The organism is Oerskovia douganii (assembly GCF_015142735.1).
Taxonomy (GTDB): Bacteria; Actinomycetota; Actinomycetes; order Actinomycetales; family Cellulomonadaceae; genus Oerskovia; species Oerskovia douganii.
Window position 1 is genome coordinate 1 of the sequence record NZ_JACSPN010000006.1, and the last position, 14,893, is coordinate 14,893.

Consider the following 14,893-nt stretch of genomic DNA (forward strand, 5'->3'; position numbering starts at 1 on the left):
TGGAACGACCCCACCTCGGCATCGGCGGCCTACGACCCATCGACCGAATCAACAACGCAACGGGTCAGTACACCTAGGATCCGAGACATGCCCGACGACGCAGCCCCGTCCCCCGCAGAGCTCGCCGCCCTGAAGGCCGCCGCCGCACAGGCAGCCGCCGAGGCGGCCGAGGCGAAGGCCGCCGCGGCACAGGCCGCGCTCGAGGCGGCCGAGGCCGCAGCGGTCGGCACCGCCGGAACCGTCGACACCTCCCCCGCACCGGAGCCCCCCGTGCGTGACGCACCCGCAGACGCTCCGCCGTCGGGCGTGCCCAGCCCGGTCGACGGCCCACCCGAGGCCGCACCGCCGACGCAGGCTCCGCCGTCGGGCGTCCTGGACGGTTACGCCGCCGAGGTCGCCGCGGGCTACGCCTACCAGGGCGGGACGCTCGCGCTCGGGGCGCTGCTCGAAGCCACCGGGAGCGGTGACCCCGTGCCCCGTGCCGACGTCCAGGTCGGGTTCTCGCTCGCGATGCTCAACCGGCACGGGCTCGTCGCCGGGGCCACCGGGACGGGCAAGACCAAGACCCTGCAGGGCATGGCCGAAGGGCTGTCCGACGCCGGGGTGCCGACGTTCGTCGCGGACGTCAAGGGCGACCTGTCGGGGCTCGCGGTGCCCGGGGTGAGCGGCGAGAAGATCCTGGACCGGACCGCGAGCATCGGGCAGGACTGGGAGCCGACCACCTACCCGGTCGAGTTCTACTCGCTCGGCGGGCTCGGCAAGGGCATCCCGATCCGGACGACCGTGAGCGACTTCGGGCCCCTGCTCCTCTCCAAGGTGCTGGGGCTCAACGACACGCAGGAGTCGAGCCTGGGCCTGATCTTCCACTGGGCCGACACGCAGGGCCTCGCGCTGCTCGACCTCAAGGACCTGCAGGCGACCATCGCCTACCTCACCTCGGACGACGGCAAGGCCGAGCTCAAGGGCATCGGCGGGCTCTCCGCGGCCACGGCCGGGGTCGTCCTGCGCGAGATCGTGACGCTCCAGGCCCAGGGCGCGGACGTGTTCTTCGGGGAGCCCGCGTTCGACACGACCGAGCTGCTGCGCGTCGCGGCCGACGGGCGCGGCACCGTCTCGGCGCTCGAGCTGCCTGCCGTCCAGGACCGGCCCGCGCTGTTCTCGACCTTCCTCATGTGGCTGCTCGCCGACCTGTACCAGGACCTGCCCGAGGTCGGCGACCTCGACAAGCCCAAGCTCGTGTTCTTCTTCGACGAGGCGCACCTGCTGTTCACGGGCGCGTCCAAGGAGTTCGTGGCGCAGGTCGTGCAGACCGTGCGGCTCATCCGGTCCAAGGGCGTGGGCGTGTTCTTCGTGACGCAGAGCCCCCAGGACGTCCCGCGCGACGTCCTGGCCCAGCTCGGCAACCGGGTCCAGCACGCGCTGCGCGCCTTCACGCCCGACGACGCCGCGGCGCTGCGAGCAGCCGTGCGGACCTTCCCCACATCGCCCTACGACCTGGAGCAGCTGCTGCAGTCGCTCGGGACGGGCGAGGCCGTCGTCACGGTGCTGACCGAGAAGGGTGCCCCGACGCCGGTCGCGTGGACACGGGTGCGCGCACCCCGGTCCTCGATGGAGCCCGCGCCCGAGGCCGTGATCGACGGGATCGTGGCGGGCTCCCCGCTCGCCGCCCGGTACGCCGTCGCGGTCGACAACGAGTCGGCGTACGAGCTGCTCACGGCACGCATCGCCGCACAGCAGGCCGCGGCCGAGCAGGCCGAGCTCGCCGAGCAGCTCGCCAAGGAGCAGGAGGCCGCCCGGAAGGAGGCCGACCGCGCGGCGAAGAAGGAGTCCGCCGAGCTCGAGAAGATGCGCGCCAAGCTCGAACGGGACGCGGCGCGCTCCGGGGGCGGGTCCCGGACGGCGCCCCGGAAGTCGACCGCGTCGTCGGGGCTCGACAAGTTCCTGGGGTCGATGGCGACGCAGCTCGGCCGGGAGATCACGCGGACGGTGTTCGGGACGCGGAGGCGGTAGGACGCAGACTTCCCGGCTGCCGTCGAGTGCGTGATTCGGCTGCGACTCGCCGGGCGTGTCGCAGCCGAATCATGCACTCAACGAGCCAGGGCCGCCCGCACCCGTCGGATCAGGCGCCCGGGGTGTCGCATCACGTCGTCGGCCGTGACGGTGATGATCAACCAGCCCGCCTCCTCCAGCCGCTGCCGGCGCTCGACGTCACGTCGCCAGGTCCCCGGATCGGTGCGGTGGACGTCCCCGTCGTACTCGATCGCGATCCGGAGCGCCGGGTAGGACATGTCCGGGAGCGCGAGGAAGGATCCTGCCCGGTCCAGGGCGGGCACGTTGACCTCAGGGCGTGGCAGCCCTGCGTCGACGAGGATCATCCGGGTCCGCGACTCCATCGAGGAGTCCGTCCCGGCGACGACGTGACCGATCGCCGCCCGTGCCGCGGCAAGCCCTCTCATCCTGTGGGTGCTCTCGAGGAGCCCGCGCAGCTCGACGATCGAGGCCGCAGGCCCCTTCCGGCGTGTCATGGCGTCTCCGAGGACGACCAGCTCGTTCACGCTCAGCCCGTGCGAGAGGTGCAGCCACGTCTGCGCCGGAGTGGTGACCGGTATCCCGTGCCACGTCGTGACGGCGAGAGCAGGTTGCGTGCAGGTGTGAGCCACCAGGTCCTCACGCTGCGGCCGCAGCTCTCGGCGCGGCACGACGACGTGCAGCCGCTCTCCCGGTCCACCACCCGGCCCGGCGATCGACCGGTCCACCCGCCAGGGCACCTCGATCCCGAGCAGCCGCAGCGCCGTGACGTGGCTGAACGCCGCGGCGGCCGGCAGGATCTCGAGCGCGGCCCGGCACCGAGCGGCGATGCCGTCGATGCTGCCTACCGGCACGCGGACGCCGCGGGTCGGGGCCTCCCACCAGGGCCTGCTGAGGTCGTGGCGTGTCAGTCCGTGGCTCGCGGCGTCCCGTGAGCGGAGCACGACGGCCGGCACCTGAGGGTTCGACATGACGCCACGATGCCGCCTCCCGCGCGCCCACGGGTGAGTCCTGCGGTCATCTGTGGACAACCAGCCGTCGAGTGCGTGATTCGGCTGCGACTCGCCGGGCGTGTCGCAGCCGAATCATGCACTCGAGCGAGCAACGTCAGGCCGGGACCACGTTCACCAGCTTGGGCGCCCGCACGATCACCGTGCGGATCCCCCGCCCGTCGAGCGTGCGCTGCACGTTCGCGTCGGCCAGGGCCAGCTCGCGCAGCGCGTCCTCGCCGATCGAGGGCGAGACCTCGAGCCGGCTGCGGACCTTGCCCTGGACCTGCACGACGCACGTGACGGTGTCCTCGACCAGGTACTCGTCGAGCGCGACCGGGAAGGGCTCGTGAGCCAGCGACCGCGGGTGTCCCAGGCGCGACCACAGCTCTTCCGCGATGTGCGGGGCGATGGGCGCGACCATGAGGATCAGGGGCTCGACCGCCTCGCGCGGCACACGGTCCAGGCCCGTGAGGTGGTTGTTGAGCGTGATGAGCTTGGCGATCGCCGTGTTGGAGCGCATGTGCTCGAGCTCGACGCGCACCTCCGCGATGGTCCGGTGGACCAGGCGCAGGGTCGCGACGTCGGCGGGCTCGTCCGAGACGGTCGTCTCACCGGTGCTCTCGCTGACGACGTTGCGCCACAGCCGCTGGAGGAAGCGCTGCGAGCCGACGACGGCACGCGTCTCCCAGGGGCGCGACAGGTCGAGCGGTCCCATGGACATCTCGTACACGCGGAACGTGTCGGCGCCGTAGGCCTCGTACATGTCGTCGGGCGTCACGACGTTCTTGAGCGACTTGCCCATCTTCCCGTACTCACGGGTCACGGGCTTGCCCTGCCAGGTGTAGACCGTCTCGCCGTCGGGTCCCTGGTGCTCCTCGACCTCGTCGGCCGGGACGGGCTGCTCGCGCTCGTCGCGGAACGCGTAGGCCTGCACGTACCCCTGGTTGAAGAGCTTGTGGAAGGGCTCGGTGCTGGTCACGTGCCCCAGGTCCAGGAGCACCTTGTGCCAGAACCGCGCGTAGAGCAGGTGCAGCACGGCGTGCTCGACGCCGCCCACGTACAGGTCGACGCCGCCCGCGGGGCCGGCCGTGGCGTTGTGCCCGGGGCCGGTCCAGTACTTCTCGAGCTCCGGGGCTGCCATGTGCTCGGTGTCCGCGGGGTCGAGGTAGCGCAGGTAGTACCAGCAGGACCCGGCCCAGTTGGGCATGGTGTTGGTGTCGCGGCGGTAGGTCTTGGGGCCGTCGCCCAGGTCGAGCGTGACGTTGACCCAGTCCTCGTTGCGGCCGAGCGGGGGCTCGGGCGAGGAGTCGGCGTCGTCCGGCTCGTAGGTGCGCGGCGAGTAGTCGGGGACCTCGGGGAGGTTGACGGGCAGCATCGAGTCCGGCAGCGCGATGGGCTGGTCGTTCTCGTCGTAGACGATGGGGAACGGCTCGCCCCAGTAGCGCTGGCGGCTGAAGAGCCAGTCGCGCAGGCGGTAGGTGACCGTGCCGGTGCCGATGCCCTTGGCCTCGAGCCACTCGATCATGGCGCGCTTGGCGTCGGGCACGCTCAGGCCGTCGAGCGAGATCTCGTCGTTGGACGAGTTGATGATCCGGCCGTCGCCGGTCCAGGCGCCCTCGTGGTCGTCGGGGGCCGCGACGGTGCGGATCACGGGCAGCTCGAAGGCCTCGGCGAACGCGTGGTCGCGCTCGTCGCCGCCGGGGACGGCCATGATGGCGCCCGTGCCGTAGCCCATGAGGACGTAGTCGGCGGTGAACACCGGGATGAGGGTGCCGTTGACGGGGTTCACGGCGAGGTGGCCCGTGAAGACGCCGGTCTTCTTGCCCGCGTCGGCCTGGCGCTCGACCGCGGTCTTGGCAGCGGCCTCCTTGCGGTACGCCGCGACGGCGTCGATCGGGGTCGCGTGCCCGCCGGTCCAGGCGTCGCGCGTGCCGTCGGGCCACTCGGCCGGGACCTCGTCGAGCAGGGGGTGCTCGGGCGAGACGACCAGGAACGTCGCACCGAACAGGGTGTCCGGGCGCGTCGTGAAGACCTCGACGTCCTGGCTGGCCGCGGCACCGATGCCCTCGATCGCGAAGCGCACGTTCGCGCCCTCGCTGCGACCGATCCAGTTGCGCTGCATCGACTTGACCTTCTCCGGCCAGTCGATGAGGTCCAGGTCGTCGGCCAGGCGGTCGGCGTACGCGGTGATGCGCATGTTCCACTGGCGCAGGCTGCGCTGGAACACGGGGAAGTTGCCGCGCTCGGAGCGGCCGTCCGAGGTGACCTCCTCGTTGGCGAGCACGGTGCCCAGGCCGGGGGCCCAGTTCACGGGCGACTCGGACACGTAGGCCAGGCGCTGGGGGTCGATCACGGCGCGCTGCGCGACGCGGTCGAGGTCCTCCCAGCGCGTGCCCTCGGGGTGGCCGGGGACGGCCCGCGTGCCCGCGGCGTACTCGGCCTCGAGCTCGGTGATGGGGCGCGCGCGGCCCGTGCCGCCGTCGGGGCGCACGGCGTCCTCGTCGTACCAGGCCTCGAAGATCTGCAGGAAGATCCACTGGGTCCAGCGGATGTACTCGGGGTCGATCGTCGCGAACGAGCGGCGCGGGTCGTGGCCCAGGCCCAGACGGCGCAGCTGACGGCGCATGTTGGCGATGTTCGCCTCGGTCGTCACGCGGGGGTGCTGGCCCGTCTGGACGGCGTACTGCTCGGCGGGCAGCCCGAACGCGTCGTAGCCGAGCGCGTGCAGGACGTTGTCGCCGCACATGCGGCGGAAGCGCCCGACGACGTCGGTCGCGATGTACCCGAGCGGGTGGCCCACGTGCAGCCCCGCGCCCGAGGGGTACGGGAACATGTCCATGATGAAGTACGGCGAGCGGCCGTCGGCGTGCCGGCCGTCACCGTCGGTGAGGTGACCCGAGGGGTTGGCCGCCCAGAAGGTGCCCCGCTCCTCCCACGTGTCCTGCCACTTGAGCTCGATGTCCTGCGCGAGGGCGGGCGTGTAGCGGTGGGAGGTCGTCTCGAGCGAGGCCGCGGGGGCGTCGGGCACGGACTCGGCGGGGTTCTCGGGGGCGGGGTTCTCAGGCGTGCTCACCCCGCGAGTTTACCGTTCGGCGCGGCGTCGCCGGGCAGGCGCGTGCCCGGCTGGACGGCCGCGTTCCTCCCCGGCCCGACGGCGCCGCCCACCGGCGCCGGGAGGGTCGCCGCCCGCACCGGTCGTGCGGGGCGGCAGGACCCCCGCGGGTCAGACCGTCTGGAGGTACTCGACGATCGTGGGGCCCATCTCGAGGAAGACCCAGGCGACGAGGAGCACGTACAGGACCGCGAGCAGCGTGCCCTTGTTGTCGACGACGAGTCGTCGCAGCCCCTCGGGGGCCGGGAGGTACCTCTCCTGGACCGCGTGCACGAGCTGGTACCAGAAGATCGGCAGCATCGCGGCCCACACGACCATGCAGAACGGGCAGAGCACGACGAGCACGTAGAGGCTCGTCCACACGAGGAACAGGATGAGTCCCATGGCGACCGTCGTGACGGCCAGCATCGTGAGCCAGAACCATCGCGGCAGACGGGCGCCGGTCAGGAGCACGACGCCGACGGTCATGACCACGGGGAAGGCGGCGACGCCCAGGAACGGGTTGGGGAACCCGAGGATCGCGCCCTGCCAGGACGCCATCGCGGGGCCGCAGTCGAGGAACGGGTTGAGCGTGCAGGCCGCGACGCGGTCCGGGTCGATGAGCTTGAGGTAGCGCTCGATCGCGAGCCAGCCGGCGCCGACCAGCCCGACGGCGCCCGCGACGAGGAGCACCCACCCGAGGGTCCGGGACGTGAGGTTCTTGGCGTCGGCGTCGGGCAGCACCGGGGCGTGGCGGGCGTCGCTGACGCCGGTGTCGGCCGTGGTGCCCGGGGTGCGCCCGGTGCGGGAAGGACGGGTGGGGCTCTCGCTCACGAACCGCTCCTGAAGGTCTGCGCGTGCACTTCCGGCACACAGGTGCGCCCACGGTACCGGCGATGTCTGAGGCTTGCCTGAAAACGCCCGTACGTACCCGCGCACGACGCCCGGGCGAGGGGCGCCGTCGGGCCGCACGCTGGACCTGCGCGCCGACCGCGCGCCCCGGGGCCGCTCGGACCACGGCCCACCTCGGGGCGAGCGGGCGACGGGCTCAGTGGGCGCGAACAGGCTCCGGTGCGGGCGCGTCGTCGCGGACGTGCGCCACACGCTTGCGCCCGAACAGCACGATGATGACGAGGCCCGCGAGCGTGAGCGCGAGGCCCGTCCAGGCGAGGTCGAGGTAGCCCCAGCCCGCGGCGATGACGAGCCCGCCGAGGAACGCGCCGTTGGCGTTGCCGACGTTGAGCGCCGAGTGGCACAGCGCCGCCCCGAGCGACGGCGCGCCCGGTGAGAGGTCCATGAGCCGGGTCTGGAGGGCCAGGCCGAGGATCTGCGAGGTCACGCCCAGCAGGAACAGGGACGCGACGGCCGGGACGGGGCTCTGGCCCGTGAGCGCGAACGCCACGAGGGCCGCGGCCGTCGAGCCGAAGCCGATCCACACGGTCCGCAGGACGTCCTTGTCGGCGAGGCGCCCGCCGACGATCGTCCCGAGCGTCATGCCGAGGCCGAAGACCGCGAGGACGACGGGCACGACGCCCTCGGAGAGGCCCGTGACCCCGGTCATGGTGGGTGCGACGTAGGAGTAGACGGCGAACATGCCGCCGAACCCGACCGCGCCTCCCACGAAGCTGATCCACAGCGGGCCGTTCTTCAGCGCCGCGACCTCCTGGCTCACGCTCGACCCGGTGTCGCCCGCGCCCGCGGGGACCCAGCGCAGCAGGGCGGCGAGCGTGACGGCGCCCAGGACGCCGATGAGCACGAACGCCGCACGCCAGCCGAGCTGCTGCCCCGCGAACGTCGACAGCGGGACGCCCACGACGTTGGCCACCGTGAGCCCGGTCATCATCATGGCCACGGCGTGCCCGCGGCGGCCGGGTCCCGCGACGGCCGCGCCGACCGCTGCCCCGACCCCGAAGAAGGCGCCGTGCGGCAGGCCCGCGAGGAAGCGCCCGGCGATGAGCCACTCGATGCTGGGAGCCGCGGCCGAGAGCACGTTGCCGAGCGTGTAGGCGAGCATGAGCGCGACGAGGAGCCGCTTGCGCGAGACTCGCGCGGCGAGCACCGTCAGCAGCGGCGCCCCGACGACGACGCCGACCGCGTAGGCCGTGATGGCGTGCCCCGTGACGGGGATGCTCGCGTCGAGCGCGGCCGCGATGTCGGGCAGCAGTCCCATGGTCGCGAACTCGGTCGTGCCGATCGTGAAGCCGCCCACGGCGAGCGCGAGCAGCGCGAGGCGGCCGGTCCGCTGCGCGTCCGGTCGGCCGTCGCAGCCGGTCCCCCGGCGGCCCCGCGGGGCGGACGCGTCGGTGCGGGTGTCGGTCGTCCCGGGCAGGCCGGTGCTGTCGACGGTCAAGGCGCCCCCTTCGAGGGTGAGGAGTTGTCGAATCGATTCGAGCGCATCGCCGACGTCGTCGGCAGCAGGTGCGGGAAGACCGCCAGTCTAGACCGGCGTCGGGTCCTCGACGAGCGCCTGCGGTACGACCCACACGCGCGAGGCCGCAGGCAGCCCCAGGAGGACCGGGCTCTCGTCGCTCCCCCACGTGATGGCCATGGTGCCCGCGTACTCGCGCCGCTCGTGCACCCGGACCTCGGCGTCGAGGCCCAGCCCCAGCTCGGCGAGGTAGCGCAGCACGTCCGGGTCCGCGTCCGAGATCCGCGCGACCACCGCGCACGCCCCCGCGTCGAGCTCCGAGAGCCGGATCGCCGCCGGGCGCGGGACGTGGCCAGAGGCCGTCGGGATCGGGTCGCCGTGCGGGTCACGCGTCGGGTGGCCCAGGAGCGCGTCGATGCGGTCGAGCATGAGGTCCGAGACCGCGTGCTCCAGGATCTCCGCCTCGTCGTGCACCTCGTCCCACGAGTACCCCAGCTCCGAGACCAGGTACGTCTCGAGGATGCGGTGCCGCCGGACCATCGCGACCGCGTGCGACCGCCCCAGGTCCGTGAGCTCGATCGCACCGTAGCGCGCGTGCACCAGGAGCCCCTGCGACGACAGGCGGCGCACGGTCTCCGAGACGGTCGAGGCCCCCACGCCGAGCCGGTCCGCGAGGAGCTTGGTGGTCACCGGCTCGTCGGACCACTCCTGCGCCGACCACACCACCTTGAGGTAGTCCTGGGCGACGGAGGTCAGGTCGAGGGGATGGTCCACGGCGCTCACTCTATTTCACGGGCCCCGCCCGGCCCCGGAGGGACCGAGGTGCGGACCGGCGTCCGAGCGGCGCGCACCGCACCGCTCGCCCCGTCCGCCTCGCCGGCCCGGGTCACCCCGCGACGAGGTCCGCGGGCGCTCGCTCCGCCGTCGGGCCCGCGACCTGTCCGACGCGCGGGCGGCGCGCCAGGTGCACGACGTACGCGACCGCGAACACCACGCCCTGCGCCACGACGATCGTCGCGGCGCTCGCCGTGTCCAGGTAGTAGCTCGCGTAGATCCCGACGACGGCGCACCCCACCGCGACGACCGGCGCGACCACGAGCATGCGGGACATGCGGTCGACCAGGAGGTAGGCCGTCGCGCCCGGCGTGATGACCAGGGCCACCACGAGCACGACCCCGACCGCCTGGAGCGCGACCACCACGGTCAGCGCGAGAGAGCCCAGGAGCAGCGCGGACAGCCGGCGCGGCGAGATCCCGACGGCGTGCGCGTGCACGGGGTCGAACGCGAACAGCGTCAGGTCGCGCCGCTTGAGCACGAGCACCACGGTCGTCAGCGCGCCGAGCACCACGACCTGCCACAGGTCCGCGTCCGTGATGCCGAGCATGTTGCCGAACAGGATGTGCCCCAGGTCGATCTGGCTCGGCGTGACCGAGATGAGCACGATCCCGACCGCGAAGAGGGTCGTGAAGACCACGCCGATCGCCGCGTCCTCCTTGAGCCGGCTCGTGTCCCGGACCGTCCCGATCAGCGCGACCGCCCCGATCCCGAACACGAGCGCCCCCAGCGCGAACGGCACGCCCACGATGTAGGACAGCACGACCCCGGGCAGGACCGCGTGCGAGACCGCGTCCCCGAGCAGCGACCAGCCGATCATGATGAGCCAGCAGCTCAGGAGCGCGCACACGACGCTCGCGACGACCGCGACGAGCAGCGCCCGCTGCACGAACTCGTACTCGAGGGGCGCGGCGAGCCACGCGCCCGCGGCGGCGAGCAGGTCGAACGGGTTCATCGGGTGGCTCCCTCGGTCGTGGCGGAGCCGTGCGGCGTCCGGGCTGCTCCTGCGCCGTCCTCGCCCCGGCTCGCGGCGAGCGGGTCGATCCCGAACGTGCGGGCGAGGTTCTCGGGGCGCAGCACCACGTCGGGCGGCCCGGTCAGGATGACGCGGCGCTGGAGCAGGATCGCGTCGTCGACCAGGTCCGGCAGGGACGTGAGGTCGTGCGTCGAGACCAGGACGGCGCAGCCCGATGCCGCGAGCCCTCGCAGGACCGCGGTGATCTGCGCCTCGGAGACCTTGTCGACCCCCGCGAACGGCTCGTCGAGGAGCAGCAGCCGGGCGCCCTGCGCGATGGCGCGCGCGACGAAGACCCGCTTGCGCTGCCCGCCGGACAGCCGGCCGATCTGGCGGTGCGCGAGATCCGCGAGCCCCACCCGGTCCAGGGCGTCCGCCACGGCACGGCGGTCCTGGGCACGGACACGACGCGTGGGCCCCATGCCGCCGTAGCGCCCCATGGTCACGACGTCGCGCACGTCGACCGGGAACGCCCAGTCCACGTCCTCGGACTGCGGGACGTACCCCACGAGCCCGTCCTTGCGGGCGGCGTCCGCGTCCCGGCCGTAGACGCGCACGTCTCCGGTCCACGTCACGCCCGTGCCGCGCGTCATGCCCATGACGGACCGGAACAGCGTCGACTTCCCCGAGCCGTTGGCTCCGATCAGCCCCGTCACGGTGCCCGGGGCGAGCGTCAGGGCGACGTCCTCGAGCGCGAGCACCTCGCGGTAGCGGACCGTGAGCCCGGAGACGTGGAGCGCGGGTGCCGCGACCGCCGCAGCCGGGGTGCCGGCCGCAGGCGCGCCCGGGACCGCGCGACCGCCGCTCACGGCTCGCCCCGCAGGCCCGCGCTGATGACGCGGGCGTCGTGGGCGAGCAGGTCGAGGTAGGTGGGGACGTCGCCGTCGGGCCGCGAGAGCGAGTCGACGTAGAGCGTGCCCGCGTACGTCGCACCCGTCTCCGCGGCGACCTGGCGCTGCGCGGAGTCCGAGACGGTCGTCTCGCAGAACACCGCGCGCACGTCGTTGTCGCGGACGTGGTCGATGACGCGGGCGACCTGCTGGGGCGTGCCCTGCTGGTCGGCGTTGACGGGCCACAGGAACTTCTCGTCGAGGCCGACGTCCCGGGCCAGGTAGGAGAACGCCCCCTCGCACGTCACGAGGACGCGCGACCCGGCCGGGACCTGGTCGACCTCCGCCGCGAGCTCGCGCCCCACGGCCTCGATCCGCTCGGCGTAGCCGGCGGCGTTCGCACGGTAGTCCGCGGCGTGGGCCGGGTCCGCCTCCGCGAAGGCCTCGCCGATGTTGCGGGCGTAGATCGCACCGTTGACGGGAGACATCCAGGCGTGCGGGTTGGGCCGTCCGTCGTACGCGCCTGAGCCGATCTCGATCACGTCGACGCCGTCGGAGACCGTGACGTGCGGGGCGTCGAGCCGCGCGACGAAGGGCTCGAACCACTTCTCGAGCCCGAGCCCGTTGTCGAGCACCAGGTCCGCGCTCGCGGCGCGGCGCAGGTCGGCGGGCGTGGGCTCGTAGCCGTGGATCTCGGCGCCGACCTTGGTGAGCGAGGAGACCTCGACGTGCTCTCCCCCGACCTCGCGGGCCATGTCGGCCAGGACGGTGAAGGTCGTCAGGACCTCCAGGCGCCCGACGGCGGCGCTCACCTCGGCGACGCCACCCGCCGGGGGCGCGGGGTCGCCCTGGGCGGCGTCGACCGCGCAGCCCGTCAGGAGGAGGAGGGCGGCGCCCGCGAGGAGTCCTTTGACCCCTGCACGAAGTCGAAAGTTCGGCATACCGAACTTTAGCGCGCCGAGTGTCGCCGGGTCGAGTCCACCCACCGTGCCGTACCCGCGGCCCGCGGGCCTCAGGGTGAGGGGGTCAGGACCTGCGGTCCCCGCGCCAGCTCGAGCAGCATCTCGACCGTCCCGGTCGGTTCGACCGTGACGAACGGCAGCTCCGGCACGCTCACGCCGTAGTCGGCGAACGTCACCGGGATCGCACCGCTCACCTGGACCCCGTCACCGGACCGCCGGGCCTCGAGCGCCACGGTCACGGGCTCCGTGACGTCCCGGATCGTGAGCGTGCCGCGCGCCTCGACCGTCAGGGGCTCGTCCCCCTCGATCCCGGAGAGGTCGACCGGCGTCGTGAGGACGAACACCGCGTTGGGGTAGACGTCGGTCTCGAGCAGACGCCGGAACGCATCGTCACGCACCACGCTGTCGCTCGCGATGGACCCCGTCCCCACCGTGACCTCGGCCCGGGCGAGCTCCCCGTCCTCGACCACGAGCGAGCCCCCGACCTCCTCCGTGCGTCCGACGACCGTCCCCTTCTCCCCGCTCAGGACCTCGTCGACCCGGTACCCCGCCTGGGACCCCGCGCCGACGATCCACGCACCGTCCGGGTCGAAGGGCCCCGGGGCCGGGGACTGCGACGGAGCGGCGCTCTCGCCGGGGGTCTGCAGGCCCAACGGTGGCGGCGCGTTCCCGACCGAGATGCGCGCCACGAGGTACGGCCCGGCGAGCACGATCACCAGCGCCGCGACGACCGCGACGAGGATCCACCGGGCGCCTCTGCTCATGCCCCGTATTCTGCCGTGCCGCACGACCTCCCCCGGACCCTCGGGGTCCGGTTCACCCGCTCCGTCGGGTTCGCTCACGAGTCCCTCACCCCTCCCCTGCGGCCGCCGGCCCGACCCCGACCGGGGTGGCCCCGGCCGCACCGGCCGGAGCCGGACCGGCAGGCTCGTCCGCGCCCCCGTCACCGGCACCCTCCGGAGCGCCCTCCGGGACCGTCGTGGTCTCCGGCAGGACCGTGCCGTCGGGGACCGTCGTGCCGTCGGGCAGGACCTCCTCGTCGACGGGCACGGGGAACGGCTCGCGCGCCGAGACCTGGGCCGAGCCGTCCGGGAAGACCTGCACGAGCTGCCAGTCCACGAACTCCCGGTACACCGGGTCGAACCGCAGGACGGTCATCTCCGCGACGCCCCGGAGCGGCCCCACGGTGGGTTCGCCCGTCTCCGCGCCGGCGGTGCTCCCGTTCACGTAGCGGATGCCGAGCCCGAACTGCGCCGGACCGCTCCGGCGGTGGTTGTGGCCCGATACCTGGACGGGCACGCACCCGGACTCGAGGGCCTCGTTCCCGGCCCGCGGCGTGTGGACCAGGAGCAGGTCGACCCCGTCCTGCGCGTCGCACGCGGTCTGCGCGAGCCGCTCGGCCTGCTCGGAGGGCGTCTCGGGGCGAGCCGTCTTGGAACCGGCCCCGATCCTCGTCTCGAGCGCGTCCCGGTCGCCGAGGATGCGGACGCCGTCGACCTCGACCACGTCGCCGTCGAGGATCTTGACGCCTCGCCTGCGCTCCTGCGCCGAGGTCTCGACGCTGTCGTGGTTCCCGTCCGCGACGACCATCGTGGCGCCGTCGGGCACCGCGGAGATGAACGAGTTGACGCAGAACTGCTCGACGCTCGTCCCGTTCATCGTGGTGTCGCCCGCGTTGAGGACGATGTCCGCGCCGGAGCGCAGGCCCGCGGTCCGGATGAGCGGTGTCATGCCGGTGTTGCAGTGCAGGTCGGAGATCACCAGCATCGTGACGAGATCGTCCTCGGGCGTCGCCGTCGGCTCCTCGGTGGGGCTCGCGCCGTCCCGGGCGTCGCCCGCCTCCGTGTCCGGCGACGCCGTCGCCCCGGCGGGGCCCTCGGGACCTGCCGTCCCGTCGAGGGGCGCACCCGTCGCGCCGGTCGGGTCCTGCGTGCCGGCCCCGTCCGTGCCGTTCCCGGCGTCATCGGCGGCGTCGAGCTCGGCGGCGGCGGCCGCCTCGAGCGCGTCCCGCTCGTCCCACGCGGCCTCGAGCGCGTCGTCGGCCGCCGCGTAGAACGCCTCGTTGTCCTTGTAGGCGGTCATGAGCATGCCGCCGTAGGTGTCCACGACGCCCGCGAGCCGACCCGTGATCCTGGCCCCCTCGAGAGCGGTGCCGGCGAACACCGCGGAGGCCGGGCGGGAGCTCGTGTCCTCGGGCTCCTCGCCGGACGCCGAGACCACGCCGAAGACGAGCGAGACCACGACGACGCCCGCGGTGATCTCCCAGGTCCGCGGAGCGAGCGCCGCGGAGAGCTCGGCGCGTCGACCGCGGCCCAGCAGGAGGTAGAGCGCCGCGCCGCCCGCCGCGACCACGAGGATCGCGAGCCCCGTGCGTCGCAGCGCGTCGACGACGAGGGCACGCGCGACCTGGTCGATCGTGTCCTGCGGACCGCTGAAGAACTGGAGGTAGCCCTGGAGGTCCTGGGTGAGCGCGGCGATCGTGGTGGCCTGGTCGAACGCCGTGAGGTCCGCGGGGATCTCCTCGACCGTGATCCTGGCGCCGAGCCCGGCGGGCAGCGGCGAGTCGATCTCGAGCGTGCCGAGCGGACCCAGGTCGACCACGACGAGGCTGTCGTTCGTCACCTCGTAGCGAGCCTCGTGGGGGCCGAGGCTCAGGTCCGCGGTCGCGGTGGTGACGCCGAAGACGAGGCAGGGGATGAGGAGGGCGAGCCCGACCAGCGTGCGTCGGACCCAGCGGGGCGGGGTGTGACGGGGGCGATTCATCACCTCTCAC

Annotated in this window: 11 protein-coding genes; 1 reads left to right on the top strand and 10 read right to left on the bottom strand. The window is 73.2% G+C overall.

What is annotated here, in order from left to right:
• Window positions 1–87: 87 nt before the first annotated feature.
• Window positions 88–2,010, top strand: a complete 1,923-nt coding sequence (locus H9623_RS06245) for a helicase HerA-like domain-containing protein (protein WP_193719210.1) — start codon at window positions 88–90, stop codon at window positions 2,008–2,010.
• 77 nt (window positions 2,011–2,087) lie between these two features.
• Here the strand turns inward: H9623_RS06245 and H9623_RS06250 are convergent, their stop codons facing one another.
• From H9623_RS06250 to H9623_RS06295, 10 genes are all read right to left on the bottom strand, one after another.
• Window positions 2,088–2,999: an endonuclease domain-containing protein gene (locus H9623_RS06250; protein WP_193719211.1), complete on the bottom strand. Its 912-nt coding sequence runs from the start codon at window positions 2,997–2,999 to the stop codon at window positions 2,088–2,090.
• Between the two features lie 136 nt (window positions 3,000–3,135).
• Window positions 3,136–6,093 (bottom strand): leucine--tRNA ligase, encoded by a 2,958-nt coding sequence (gene leuS, locus H9623_RS06255; protein WP_407671852.1) that lies wholly within the window; start codon window positions 6,091–6,093, stop codon window positions 3,136–3,138.
• A gap of 150 nt (window positions 6,094–6,243) precedes the next feature.
• Window positions 6,244–6,945 carry a vitamin K epoxide reductase family protein gene (locus H9623_RS06260; protein ID WP_193719212.1) on the bottom strand — a complete coding sequence of 234 codons (702 nt, stop codon included), beginning with the start codon at window positions 6,943–6,945 and terminating at the stop codon, window positions 6,244–6,246.
• Window positions 6,946–7,159: 214 nt separating this feature from the next.
• Window positions 7,160–8,335, bottom strand: a complete 1,176-nt coding sequence (locus tag H9623_RS06265) for an MFS transporter (protein WP_227748280.1) — start codon at window positions 8,333–8,335, stop codon at window positions 7,160–7,162.
• A 213-nt stretch (window positions 8,336–8,548) separates the two neighbouring features.
• Window positions 8,549–9,253: a metal-dependent transcriptional regulator gene (locus H9623_RS06270; protein WP_321575314.1), complete on the bottom strand. Its 705-nt coding sequence runs from the start codon at window positions 9,251–9,253 to the stop codon at window positions 8,549–8,551.
• 112 nt (window positions 9,254–9,365) lie between these two features.
• The gene (locus H9623_RS06275) at window positions 9,366–10,268 is read right to left on the bottom strand and encodes a metal ABC transporter permease (protein WP_193719214.1); all 903 of its coding nucleotides are present in this window, start codon (window positions 10,266–10,268) and stop codon (window positions 9,366–9,368) included.
• Window positions 10,265–11,137: a metal ABC transporter ATP-binding protein gene (locus H9623_RS06280; protein WP_193719215.1), complete on the bottom strand. Its 873-nt coding sequence runs from the start codon at window positions 11,135–11,137 to the stop codon at window positions 10,265–10,267. The genes H9623_RS06275 and H9623_RS06280 overlap by 4 nt, the downstream gene beginning before the upstream one ends.
• Window positions 11,134–12,099, bottom strand: a complete 966-nt coding sequence (locus H9623_RS06285; RefSeq protein ID WP_193719216.1) for a metal ABC transporter substrate-binding protein — start codon at window positions 12,097–12,099, stop codon at window positions 11,134–11,136. The genes H9623_RS06280 and H9623_RS06285 overlap by 4 nt, the downstream gene beginning before the upstream one ends.
• Before the next feature lie 71 nt (window positions 12,100–12,170).
• Window positions 12,171–12,884 (bottom strand): YceI family protein, encoded by a 714-nt coding sequence (locus tag H9623_RS06290; protein ID WP_193719217.1) that lies wholly within the window; start codon window positions 12,882–12,884, stop codon window positions 12,171–12,173.
• Window positions 12,885–12,969: 85 nt separating this feature from the next.
• Complete coding sequence (locus H9623_RS06295; protein ID WP_227748271.1) at window positions 12,970–14,883, bottom strand: metallophosphoesterase family protein; 1,914 nt, start codon at window positions 14,881–14,883, stop codon at window positions 12,970–12,972.
• Window positions 14,884–14,893 lie beyond the last annotated feature (10 nt).

Coding starts and splice junctions, on each gene's coding strand:
- H9623_RS06275 (WP_193719214.1), bottom strand. CDS start 10,268: ATGAACCCGTTCGACCTGCTCGCCGCCGCGGGCGCGTGGCTCGCCGCG.
- H9623_RS06250 (WP_193719211.1), bottom strand. CDS start 2,999: ATGTCGAACCCTCAGGTGCCGGCCGTCGTGCTCCGCTCACGGGACGCC.
- H9623_RS06245 (WP_193719210.1), top strand. CDS start 88: ATGCCCGACGACGCAGCCCCGTCCCCCGCAGAGCTCGCCGCCCTGAAG.
- H9623_RS06290 (WP_193719217.1), bottom strand. CDS start 12,884: ATGAGCAGAGGCGCCCGGTGGATCCTCGTCGCGGTCGTCGCGGCGCTG.
- H9623_RS06285 (WP_193719216.1), bottom strand. CDS start 12,099: ATGCCGAACTTTCGACTTCGTGCAGGGGTCAAAGGACTCCTCGCGGGC.
- H9623_RS06295 (WP_227748271.1), bottom strand. CDS start 14,883: ATGAATCGCCCCCGTCACACCCCGCCCCGCTGGGTCCGACGCACGCTG.